The organism is Niabella beijingensis (assembly GCF_020034665.1).
GTDB lineage: Bacteria > Bacteroidota > Bacteroidia > Chitinophagales > Chitinophagaceae > Niabella > Niabella beijingensis.
Map to the genome: position 1 here is coordinate 2,140,418 of NZ_JAIQDI010000001.1, position 11,900 is coordinate 2,152,317.

Sequence of the window (11,900 nt, forward strand, 5' to 3'; positions counted from 1 at the left end):
CGGCTGGTTGAGGGTGAGAAGTGAAATAAGCTGAAGTCTCAAATCTCAATTCCCATTTCTAAAAGCTGATCGCTATAACTCCTCCAGTTTAAAAAACCGGTCCGGCCGTATTCCCCGCTCTGTTTCCTTTAGCGTACAACATTCCTGTTGCGGATCGTGCTCAAAGAACAGGACGTATTCTTTTTCCAGGGCTTCCTTTAAAAAAGCTTCTTTCTCGGTCATGGTGATCAGCGGGCGGGTATCATATGCCATCACATAGGGCAGCGGAATATGACCCGGTGAAGGCAGCAGGTCTGCCATAAACACGATGGTCCGTCCTTTATACTGCACCTGGGGCAGCATCATCGATTCGGTATGGCCACTTGCAAACCGGATGTCGAACCCTTCCAGGAACGGGGCTGTTTCAAGCATGCCGGCCACTTCTTTTTTGCCGGAAACAAGCTGCAGTTGTCCGCTCTCCTGTATCGGAAGGATGTTCTCTTTCAGGAAAGAAGCTTTTTCACGCGGATTGGGGTGTATGGCCCAGTCCCAATGCGCTTCATTGCTCCAGTAAACAGCATTTCTGAATGCCGGTACCAGCCGGTCGTTCTCCTTTTTTATAGCACCGCCGCAATGATCGAAATGCAGGTGTGTTAAAAATACATCCGTAATATCATCGCGGTGAAATCCGCATTGTGCCAGCGATTTATCCAGATCGTCATCACCGTGGAGGTAATAATAGCCAAAAAATTTCTCACTCTGTTTATCCCCCATTCCACAGTCCACCAATATCAGGCGCTGTCCATCTTCGATCAGCAGACTGCGGGTAGCCCAGCTGCACATATTATTGGCATCTGCCGGGTTCAATCCGTTCCAGATGCTTTTGGGCACCACTCCGAACATGGCACCACCATCCAGTTTAAAATGTCCGCAATTGATCGTATACAGATTCATGGGATGATAATTGAGTGTTGAGAGTTCAGGATTGAGAATTCAGCTGATAGCTACTCCTTCCGTTGTTTTACCAGTGCGGCGTACAACCAGAAGAAGCCGACGGCAAAGAAAAGGATCAGGGATAATACCGAATTCTTCATACTTCCGGTTTTTTCCTCGATAAATCCAAAGACAAAGATACCGATCACAATGGCCAGCTTTTCAGTAAAATCATAATAGCTGAAAAACGAGGCGGTATCTTTTGTATCGGGCATCAGCTTGGCATAGGTAGACCGGCTGAGTGACTGAATCCCGCCCATCACCAGGCCCACGGCAACTGCCAGTCCATAAAAAAGATACTCTCCGTTGCCACCTCCTTCCGCCACCACAGCAGTAAAATAAGCGGCAATGCAGATCAGGATCCAGAAAATGACCACCCCCATCAATACTTTTATATTGCCGTACCGGGCCGACAAACGCGACATATACCAGGCTCCGGCTATGGCCACCAGTTGTATCATCACTACCGAAATGATCAGCCGTTCATCCGGAAGACCGAGCAGTTTGCTGCCAAACAACGTAGCCGCCAGCATTACGGTTTGTACACCCATGCTGTAAAAAAAGAAGCCCCGGAGGTAACGCTTCAGCACCGGCATCTGCTTTACCTGCTGGTATACTTTTTTAATTTCCAGGAACCCTTCTTTAAAAACGGTATCCCGGGTCTTATTTACCGGTGCCGATTGCGGCAGCCGGGCAAAAGTGATCTGCGCAAAACCGAACCACCAGATACCCACAAGCAAAAAGGTAAGCCGTGTGGCAAGGCCTTTATCTGTCATTAAAACAATCAGCAAAAAACCCACCAGCTGCATGATAACACTACCCACATAACCGAAAGAAAACCCCCGGGCACTGATCCGGTCGCGATCAGCAGGAGCTGCAATTTCCGGCAGGTAGGCATTGTAAAATACCAGGCTTCCCACGTATCCCATCGCTGCCAGCATAAAGGCGATCACGCCCAGACCCAGCGTATCGCTGGTAAAGAAAAACAGTACCGCCGAGCCCAGTGCACCCATATAACAGAAGAACCGCATAAAGTTCTTCTTGTTCCCTCTTGTATCAGCGATGGATGTGAGAATGGGATAAAGAATGGCAATAAAAAGATAGGCAATGGCCAGCACATAATCATAGAGCGAAGAGTTGACAAACTGCCGCCCCAGAAAGTCCACTTTATGTCCGCTGGAATTACTTCCGGTGACTGCCAAAAAATAGATCGGGAAAAAAGTAGTGGTGATGACCAGGTTGTAAACAGAATTGGCCCAGTCGTACATGGCCCATCCGTTGATCACTTTCTTGGAAGCCGTTTGCATGGAGTTTTTTTATTTCCATAAAAATACGGGTTTTGCCAATGCCAATGCGATGCAATATGCTTTTCCGCATCCCGGGGATGCAAATAGGTCCGGACCGGCGTCCTAAGCAGAGCGGGCGTCTTTAAAGGCTGTTTGCAGCAGCTGTAACAGTTGTTCCGTTTTAACGGTTAAGAAATTAGCTGTAATGCCTACCGGTGTTTTATATAACTGATAATTCAGCTCCATCGCACGTTTTTTTACCGGATTTTTCTGCTGCCTGAGGTAAAGGAGCGGATCTTTTACCTCCATCATAATAAACTGCTGACCGGCCGCTTCCTCCACCCGGATACTTCTTACATCTTTCCACAATATCCTGCCGGCGGCAATACCACTTGAGTTATCTGTAATCCCTTCTGCATCGATGATCAGTCCTTCCTTTTTATCCCTTAGTTTCAGAAAAAGGAGGATGGCACAGAGGCCAAAAAATGCCGTACAGATGTAGCCGATGATCCGGATCATGGTAGGATCATCGCTTCTGATAAACAGCATGGGCCTGCTGATAAAAAATACACCTGCAATTACAAATGCCAGTGAACCGACAAAGGCGGCAAGCGTTTTCCTTTTGCTGATGGGGATTCTTATGGGCTCCTTCATGTTATAAATTGTCCGCTATGGCAAAAATACGATGCTGTACCCAAACCGCAACCGGGTGGCCAGGCAGATCCTTTGTATGACGGGCACTGTTCCGTATTACCGGTGCAGCAACCGCACTGCATCTTTTGCAAAATAGGTGGCAATCAGCGCAGCGCCGGCTCTTTTAATGGATGTCAGGCTTTCCAGTACGGCCTTTTCCTCATCCAGCCAGCCTCTTTCTGCGGCAGCCTTAATCATGGCATACTCCCCGCTTACATGGTAGGCGCTTACCGGAACCGTAACTGTATTTGCTATTTCCCGTATAATGTCCAGGTAGGCCATTGCCGGTTTTACCATCACAATATCCGCTCCTTCTGCCACATCCTGCAGGGTTTCATTGATGGCCTCAATACGGTTTGCATAGTTCATCTGGTAGGTCTTCTTATCACCAAAGCCGGGGGCACTGTCCAGCGCATCCCGGAAGGGGCCATAAAAGCAGCTGGCATATTTTGCAGAATAGCTCATAATGCCCACACCGGAAAAACCGTCCGCTTCCAGGGCCTTGCGGAAGGCACCGATGCGTCCGTCCATCATATCGCTGGGGGCAATAAAATCCGCTCCGGCAGCAGCATGGGAAAGGCTCATCCGGGTAAGCGCTTCTACTGTTTCATCGTTCAGTATATAACCGCTTTTCACATCCACGATACCATCATGCCCGTATTCTGAATAGGGGTCCAGTGCCACATCGGTCATTACCACCATTTCCGGAACTGCATCCTTGATGCTTTTTACCGATTGCTGCATGAGCCCATCAGGATTCCAGCTTTCCTTACCTGTGTTATCTTTGAGCGCATCATCACATTTTACAAATAACAGCACACTCCTGATCCCCATCTGCCACAGTTCTTTTACTTCCTCCACTGTTTTATCTACAGAGCGGCGGAAATAATTGGGCATGGAGCTGATCGGCTCCACAACATCATTGCCTTCTGTAATAAAAAGGGGTAAGATAAAATCGCTGGCCCGTAGCTGCGTTTCAGCCACCATCTCCCTGATGGCCGCATTTCTTCTTAATATCCGGTTTCTATGTTGTAGTATCATGATCGATTATTTTTTAAACCTGGCAGTCCTTTCCGGTTTAGCAGCCGCCATAAGAATAGATAATTTCAACACCCTGGTCCCTGATAAGGAATGTTGCGCCGGTTGATCCGCCTTCCGAAGCATATTCAAAATCAATCCGGTTCTTCTCTTTGACCGGTTCGCCGGCATCATTGTACTGCTCCGGCTGGTACCACCAGGAGAAAGAATCATACAGGCTTTTTATCTTATTAACGCTTTTTTGCTCTTCCGGTTGTATCCGGGTTCCCCGGGTAATTTCCAAGAGAAAGAGGACCGCTTCACTCAGGGAGGTATGGGGTAAAAAGATCCGGTGTTCGTCCCCTCCGGGGCCACCTTCTTCTGCGTACTGTTGTAATACACGGTAGGTGATCCCGCCCGTGAACCGGTACTGCTCTGTAAAATGGATCTCTTCTTTGGCTTGCTTTTCCAGCTCCTGCTTCCGGTAAGAAAGCGGTTTGCCGAAATAGGTCTTCAACGCATCCAGCACAGGTATATCCTGGTAATCCTGGCTTTCGCTTTTTTTATAAAGCGGCTTATACGGAATATGTGACAACAGCCCCAGCGGTACATAGCCCGTTCCGCGTGCGCCCTGTACCTTTACCCAGGTTGTCTTTAACGGATAAAAACTGCCCACAGGATTCAGGTTGCCTTCCTCCTTTTTATGTACTGAAGTGTCTCCGTAATAACTAAGGTAAATCGTATATGACGGACCGGCTGTACCAGGAATGACGTTCACCGGATTTCCGGCCGGTATCCTTTCCACGATCCCGGCAGCGGCAGAAGGCCGTTCATAAACCGGCAGCGGAAAGCCACTCCAGTTATAGTATTGCGGCTGTGCCTGAGCAGCTACTGAAAACAAAAAGCAACATATGTAAAAGACCGCTTTCATTTTGAGATTTGAGATTTGCGTTTTTTTACCTGACATTGTTTTCCGGCCGGCGTCAGACATTGCCGGGATCAGGCCCATTCCCTGGGATGTTTGCATACTTCTAATAATTTGTCTTCCAGGCTGCCGTGCTCCGGTTCATAATTATAGACAAACCGTACGGTTGGCGGCAGGCTCATTAGGATGCTTTCTGTGCGGCCTTTTGTTTTCAGTCCGAAGATCGTACCCCTGTCGTGGATCAGATTGAATTCCACATAGCGGCCTCTCCGGATCTCCTGCCATTTTTTATTCTCCGCAGCATAGGAAGTATGTTTTCTCTTTTTTACAATAGGCAGGTAGGCTTCCAGGAATGCGTCCCCGTTAGCCTTTTGAAAGGCCAGCAGCCGGTCAGCTTCCTCTTCATTATTCAGATACAGGTAATCGTAAAATACACCGCCAACGCCACGCATTTCATTATCCCGGTGTTTGTTGGAAAAATATTCATCGCACTGTTGTTTGTATTTCGGGTACAGATCTGGCCCAAACGGGTCGATGGCATTTTTTAATGTGGTATGAAAATGCACCACATCTTCCTCAAACAGGTAATAGGGTGTCAGGTCGGCCCCTCCGCCAAACCAGCGGTGTGTTACGTTGCCTGCCGCATCATGTGCTTCAAAATAACGCCAGTTGGCATGCGTGGTGGGCACAAACGGATTTTCCGGATGCAGCACCAGGCTGATCCCGCAGGCGAACCAGGTGCCCTCATTCACCGGCAGCACCTGTTTCATTTTTTCGGTTACATGTCCGTATACCACGGAAACATTTACCCCAGCCTTTTCAAAAACAGCTCCGTCCTCTATCACACGGGAATGACCACCGCCGCCTTTTCCATCCGCCCCGCGTTCCCAGTTATCTTGCTTAAAAACAGCCCGGCCATCTTCTTCTTCCAGTGCCTTGCAAATGCGGTCCTGCAGTCCGTAAACGTATTCGATCCATTGCTGGCGGAATGCGTTTGTTTCTTCTTTTTTCATAACGAATAAATATTATCCTCCGGGGTGGCATCCATGAAAATGCCCCCGTCAATTCTCACGCTTTTTATCCTGCCACTGCTGGGCACCGTAAAAGTCACGGTCTTTTCTTTCCGTTGCCAGATCTCGGGCGTATAATGGTATATTTTTTCTTTCCCCTCTTCGGGCTGAACGATCACGTCAAAGGGCACTGCAAATCCGCCCACATTTTCCAGTGTGACCGTGGTATTGTTATTGCCGGACGAGGCTTCTTTCACTTTCAGGTCGATATAATTATTACTGAAGAACCAGTTTTCCCAGAACCAGGTCAGTTCTTTTTTGGATACGGCATTGATGCAATAAAAATAATCCCAGGGTGTGGGGTGTTTTCCGTTCCAGGTATTCATGTAGCCGTGCAATGCTTTTTTGAACAGGCTTTGTCCCAGGAGATCCCTTAAGGCAAGATAAGAAAGGGCGGCTTTACCATAGGAGTTCCTTCCATATCCCGCCCCGGACAATTGCGAGGACATAGTAATGAGCGGCTGATCCATTTCCGTTGCAGGATTCCGGATCCAGTTTTTTATCCGGAAGTTTTTAAATGCACTGTCTGCTGTAGATTTACCGTTTTCCGCGATGCCGATCAGGTACTCCAGTGCTGTAGCCCAGCCTTCATCCATAAACGCATAACGTGTTTCGTTGATGCCCATGTAAAAAGGAAAATAGGTATGGGCTACTTCATGATCCACGGTAAGCCGGGAGTCCATCTGATCGCTTACCGAAGCATCATTTACCATCATGGGATATTCCATATCTGCAAATCCCTGAACGGCTGTCATGGTCGGATAGGGATAGGCAATCCCCGGCAGGTTATCAGCATACCACTGGATGCAGGATTTGGTCCACTCTACATAATTCTTAAAATCAGCGGCGGTATCTTTATATGCGGCCTGTACACTTACGCGTTTTACTTCTTTATTATCGGCAAGTGCCACACTGCCTCCATCCCATACAAAATGATTGCTGGTGGCAAATGTAAAATCGGAAACATTCCGTGCACTGAATTTCCATTCATTCCATTCACTGGAATTGGTTACCGCACCCTGTTCCATATCTTTTGTGGTAGCGATATGTACCACGCGGTTGCTGGTCAGTGACTCGCGGAACCGTTTGAATGCTGCGGGCTGTAATACCTCTTTTGCGTTTTCCAGCGTACCCGTGGCCCAGACAATGTAATTGGTGGGTACTTTTACAGAAACGGTATAGTCGTTGAAATCGTTGTAAAACTCGCCGCCGTCGGTATGCGGCAGTACATCCCATCCGTTATAATCATCATATACCGATATCCGCGGATAAAAATAGGCGCAGAAAAAAGTATTGGGATCGATCTGCCCTTCCCGTCCGCTCAGCTTTGACAGCGGATAGCTCCACTCGATCTCAAATTCCGTTTGAGACCGGGGCAGCAGGGGTGTGTTGAGCGCTACACGATTGGCCGTGCCCCAGCCATCGCTGTTAACGGAATATGAAGTCCCGTTTACTATAAACTGCCGGATGTTCAGACCTGTTGTTAAGAAATCCCGGGGAACCTGTCCTGCTCTTGGCGCTTCCGGTTTGTGTATATTGTTCACAAAACGGATGATCACCGATTTGAGCGTGTCCGGACTGTTATTATAGTACGTGATCTTTTCTTTTCCGGAGACTGATTTTTCAGCAACATTTACTGCGGCGTCGATGACATACACCCCCCGGTTCTGCCAGTATCCGGCCCCGGGCATGCCCGTAGTGGTGCGGGTTCCGTTTTTTACTGCCTTCCGGATGTTACGGGGCATGTACAGTTGCTGGGCTGCTGCGGTAGCCCACAACACGATAAAGACGGTTGTTAAGAAGGGTATTTTTTTCACGGTTCAGTTATATTTTTAGCTGTTAGAAAATCTATATGCTTTCACCGTATCCACAAAAGCCCTGGCATGATCTACCGGAACATTGGGCAGTATCCCATGTCCCAGATTGGCGATATGCCGGTCTTTTCCGAAGGCCCGGAGCATTTCCTTTGTTTCCTTTTCGATCTGCGGAACCGGACCAAGGAGTTTTGCCGGGTCGAAATTGCCCTGCAAAGTAACATATTTTCCGGCGATGTTGCGGGCTGTCTGCGGTTCAATACACCAATCAATTCCCAGACCGGCAGCGCCGGTTTGTGCCATTTCCGCCAGTGATCCCCAGGCGCCTTTGGCAAAAACGATCACCGGGACCTCCGTTTTTAAGGCTTCCACGATCTGCCGTATGTACCGGAGCGAAAATACCTCAAAATCATTTTTACCCAGCAGGCCGCCCCAGCTGTCAAACAACTGCAACACATCCGCCCCGGCAGCCACCTGTCCTTTCAGATAGGCGATTGTTGTATCCGTGATCATTTGCAGCAGGGCATGCGCTGTTGCCGGTTGCTGGTAACAAAAGGCCTTTGCTTCATCAAATGTTTTGCTGCCCTTTCCCTGAACCATATAGCAGAGCAGGGTCCACGGCGCGCCTGCGAACCCGATCAGCGGAACACGTCCGTTCAGTTCTTTTTTGATCAGCCTGATGGCTTCAAAAACATAGCTCAGTTTATCATTCACATCCGGAACGCTGATCCGTTGCAGATCTTCTTCTGCCTTTACAGGCTGGGGTAAAAAAGGGCCCAGTTTTTCTACCAGCTGTACTTCCATTCCCATAGCCTGTGGCACCACAAGAATATCAGAAAAAAGAATAGCAGCATCCACACCTACAATATCTACCGGCTGCAGGGTTATTTCACAGGCCAGTTCCGGGTTCTGGCATCGCTCAAAAAACGAATAGCGCTCCCGCAACCGGATGTATTCCGGCAGGTACCTTCCCGCCTGCCGCATCATCCATACCGGTGTCCGCTCCACTGCTTCTCCGCGAAGCGTTCTTAAAATCAAGTCGTTTTTTATTTCCTGTTGCATCATATTAAATTCATTCACGTTTAGTCAACGTAACCAGTTATCGCCGGCCGCAACCAGACGGATCATTTGTCCGATATCCGGTGTTGCGGCTTCCACAATAGCTGAGGTATATTTTTTTAAGGCCGTTGTGGTCGATGGTCCGATGGAAACCGCCGTTGTGCCTTCTGTTATCGTATTCAGCGAAAAAAAACTTTCAACACCACTGGGACTATAGAACAGGATCCCGTCATACATACGGTTTATCCGAACCGGTGTAAGGGTGGTGGTGTAGACGACGAGCTCATTACAGGAGATGCTGTTCTGCCGCAATGCATCCGGAATGGTCTCCAGGCGCAGGTTTCCACAAAAAAAGAACAGGTGTCCCGGTCTTTTTTTGATGATCCGCTTTACCAGTGCTGCGCCGGTTGGTGCGGATGCAATGATCTCTGAGCGGGGGAACAGCTCCCGCACCTTTTTCAGCGTAGCGGTTTCTATGCAGTATATCTTCCATACCGGATCCGCCGTTAACGCGGCCGCCACTGCAGTTACTGCATGGGCGCTTGTAAAAATCACCGCCGCGTCTGTAAGCGGCACCTGGTCTATTGCTGCAGCAAGTGCTGCGGCGGATACGGTGCGGGTTTTAATAAACGGAATGCAATCAAGTTCTACCCCGTCGCCTGCCAGTTGCAACAGCCGGCTGTCCAGTTGTTTTGTACTCAGGATATGGAGCGGCTTATTGTTCATGATTCATTTTCGCGATGATCGCCTTTCCTCCTTTTTCGAGCAATGCTTCCGCCGCCAGTCTTCCCGGTGCTTCTGTTCCGTTAAGCGGATATATCGCTGCTACCTCTGTTTTTTCTGAACCATCCAGGGCAACAACACTGCCTTTAAAATACAGGTGATCCTCCTGCAGCACTGCCAGGCTGCTGATCGGCGTAGAACATCCACCCATCAAAGCGCTCAGGAATTCCCGCTCCGCTTTTACACAATAAGCAGTGCCTGCATGATTGATACGGGCGCATGCCTGTAACACAGCCCTGTCGTTCCCGCGGGCTGTTATCATAATGGCACCCTGTGCAGGTGCCGGCAGCATCCAGTCGAGTGTAATGCTGTTCGCCGGCCGTAAACCGATCCGCTCCAGTCCGGCCGCAGCAAATATGGCACCGAACCAATTGCTTTCGGAAAGCTTACGCAACCGGGTATTTACATTACCACGGATATTTTCAATGATATGCTGCGGGAACCGGTTCAGCCATTGCGCCTTGCGCCGAACACTGCTGGTGGCGATGGTCAGGGTTTGAGAATTGAGAATTGAGAATTGAGCGTTGAGATCGGAGATCGGAGATCGGAGTGCTTCCGGATCGACGCTCTGATCCGGTGCTTTCCAGTTGGGATTCAATACCAGGATATCATTATAAGAGGCGCGCTCCAGAACAGCGGCTTCCACAATTCCTTCAGGGAGCTGTACCGGCACGTCTTTCATGCTGTGCACCGCCACATCAATTTTATTATTGAGCAGTGCACTATCCAGTGCCCGTGTAAACACACCCTGCACGCCCATTGCATATAATGGCGTCACAAGGTCGAGATCCCCTTCACTTCTGATCAGCTCCAGCGTGGCCGGAGTGCCTAACTTTTCTAAGAGATCTTTTACCTGAGTGGCCTGCCAAACGGCCAACTGACTGTCTCTGGTACCAATACGGATCATATGATAATATCCGGGTTAGGGAATTTGCAGATAATCATTGATGCTGCTGATGAACTGGCATCCTTTGTCGTGCCTGACCTTTAGGTTTACCGCCAGCTGCTTTACCGCTTTCTGAGCACGCATCACGCGCTCTGTTTCGCTGATCAATTCCTTATCCTTATAAAACTCGCAAACGGAGGTCTGCATTAAATCAATTTCGCGTAATTTGTTTTTCCAGGTTTTCAGGTGCAATGAATAGTGGTGGTCTCTCAGCCAGTTCAGAAATTCTATCCGGAAGTGTGCAATGATGGCCTGGGCCTTGGGCACTTCGGCCTTACGTTTCGCCAGGGTTTTATCCAGTATGGTATTGGAGATCTCATCCACATCGATCACAGTGATCTGCTCTTTTTGCCGGATGGCCGGGTGCACATTCACGGGCACGGAAAGGTCCAGGAATAATTGTGGACCGCCGGCCGCAACATGCTCCGGCATTACCGTTGGCTCATTGGCATTGGTGCATACAATTACAATATCCGCATTTTTGATAGCGGCGGTTTTATCAGAATAGGGGATAAAGCCGATATTGTGGGCTGTTGCCGTTTGCCGGGCCACTTCATCGGTACGGTTCATTATGGTGACCGGTGTCTGCGGCAAATAGGTATTGAGATTTTTGCAGACGTTCACTCCAAATTTTCCGGCACCGATGATCAGCACTTTCTTGCGTTCGATCTCTTTAATATTCTGCAGCAGCTCAATTGCGGCAAAGGATACAGAAACGGTTCCGTCGCTCAGGTTGGTTTCCGTTTTGATCCTTTTAGAGGCCTGAAAAGCAAAATTCAGCATACGGTCCATTACCGGTCCGATCAGTTGTTCGTTGCGTGCTGTTTCAACAGCCCTTTTCAGCTGCCCGAGGATTTCATAATCCCCAAGGATCTGTGAATCAAGTCCGGCGGCCACATTGAACAAATGTTGCAGCGCCTCTTCCCCGTTCTTAAAATAACCACACTCATAAAACGCAGCCTTATCACCATTTGTATGTTGCACCAGCAGCTCCACCAGTTGCATCACCGACTCCGCAAATCCGTAAATTTCCGTGCGGTTACAGGTCGACACCACAAATACACTCTTCAGTCCTGCAGCCTTTGCGCTTTCTCCCAGTTTAACAAACGTTTCGTTGGTAATGGAAAACAGCCCTCTGGTTGCGGCATCGGCTTTATGATAGTTAATACCGGCAATACAAAAACGATCTAAAACCTGCTTTGAAATATGGAACTCTTCTAACGACATGATTCAGCCGCAAATGTATAAAGGATCCGTGGTAGTATCGTCATACTTTTGTCACTGGCATTTAAAAAAAGCATGATTTTTATCATGCTTTCCGGCTACTGCAAACAG

General features: G+C 48.8%; 11 protein-coding genes. All 11 read right to left on the reverse strand.

Annotated features, from left to right (window positions below; genetic code table 11):
- Nucleotides 1-72 precede the first annotated feature (72 nt).
- The 11 genes from K7B07_RS09055 to hemA all read right to left on the reverse strand — a co-directional run bounded on the left by K7B07_RS09055 (nucleotide 73) and on the right by hemA (nucleotide 11,792).
- Complete coding sequence (locus tag K7B07_RS09055) at nucleotides 73-933, reverse strand: MBL fold metallo-hydrolase (RefSeq protein WP_223709076.1); 861 nt, start codon at nucleotides 931-933, stop codon at nucleotides 73-75.
- 50 nt (nucleotides 934-983) lie between these two features.
- Nucleotides 984-2,279 (reverse strand): MFS transporter, encoded by a 1,296-nt coding sequence (locus K7B07_RS09060; protein WP_223709078.1) that lies wholly within the window; start codon nucleotides 2,277-2,279, stop codon nucleotides 984-986.
- A gap of 102 nt (nucleotides 2,280-2,381) precedes the next feature.
- Nucleotides 2,382-2,912: an STM3941 family protein gene (locus tag K7B07_RS09065; RefSeq protein ID WP_223709079.1), complete on the reverse strand. Its 531-nt coding sequence runs from the start codon at nucleotides 2,910-2,912 to the stop codon at nucleotides 2,382-2,384.
- A gap of 96 nt (nucleotides 2,913-3,008) precedes the next feature.
- Nucleotides 3,009-3,992 carry a porphobilinogen synthase gene (hemB, locus tag K7B07_RS09070; RefSeq protein ID WP_223709081.1) on the reverse strand — a complete coding sequence of 328 codons (984 nt, stop codon included), beginning with the start codon at nucleotides 3,990-3,992 and terminating at the stop codon, nucleotides 3,009-3,011.
- A gap of 37 nt (nucleotides 3,993-4,029) precedes the next feature.
- Entirely contained in the window at nucleotides 4,030-4,899 is an 870-nt protein-coding gene (locus tag K7B07_RS09075) for a hypothetical protein (RefSeq protein WP_223709082.1), read from the reverse strand.
- 68 nt (nucleotides 4,900-4,967) lie between these two features.
- On the reverse strand, nucleotides 4,968-5,906 hold the full coding sequence (hemF, locus tag K7B07_RS09080) for an oxygen-dependent coproporphyrinogen oxidase (protein WP_223709083.1): 939 nt from the start codon (nucleotides 5,904-5,906) through the stop codon (nucleotides 4,968-4,970).
- On the reverse strand, nucleotides 5,903-7,780 hold the full coding sequence (locus tag K7B07_RS09085; protein ID WP_223709084.1) for a M1 family metallopeptidase: 1,878 nt from the start codon (nucleotides 7,778-7,780) through the stop codon (nucleotides 5,903-5,905). Before K7B07_RS09085 ends, hemF begins: the two co-directional genes overlap by 4 nt.
- 15 nt (nucleotides 7,781-7,795) lie before the next feature.
- Nucleotides 7,796-8,842, reverse strand: a complete 1,047-nt coding sequence (gene hemE, locus K7B07_RS09090; protein ID WP_223709085.1) for a uroporphyrinogen decarboxylase — start codon at nucleotides 8,840-8,842, stop codon at nucleotides 7,796-7,798.
- 21 nt (nucleotides 8,843-8,863) lie between these two features.
- Entirely contained in the window at nucleotides 8,864-9,562 is a 699-nt protein-coding gene (locus K7B07_RS09095) for a uroporphyrinogen-III synthase (RefSeq protein ID WP_223709086.1), read from the reverse strand.
- Nucleotides 9,552-10,526, reverse strand: a complete 975-nt coding sequence (locus K7B07_RS09100; protein WP_223709087.1) for a hydroxymethylbilane synthase — start codon at nucleotides 10,524-10,526, stop codon at nucleotides 9,552-9,554. Before K7B07_RS09100 ends, K7B07_RS09095 begins: the two co-directional genes overlap by 11 nt.
- 15 nt (nucleotides 10,527-10,541) lie before the next feature.
- The gene (hemA, locus tag K7B07_RS09105) at nucleotides 10,542-11,792 is read right to left on the reverse strand and encodes a glutamyl-tRNA reductase (protein WP_223709089.1); all 1,251 of its coding nucleotides are present in this window, start codon (nucleotides 11,790-11,792) and stop codon (nucleotides 10,542-10,544) included.
- Between the last annotated feature and the right edge of the window lie 108 nt (nucleotides 11,793-11,900).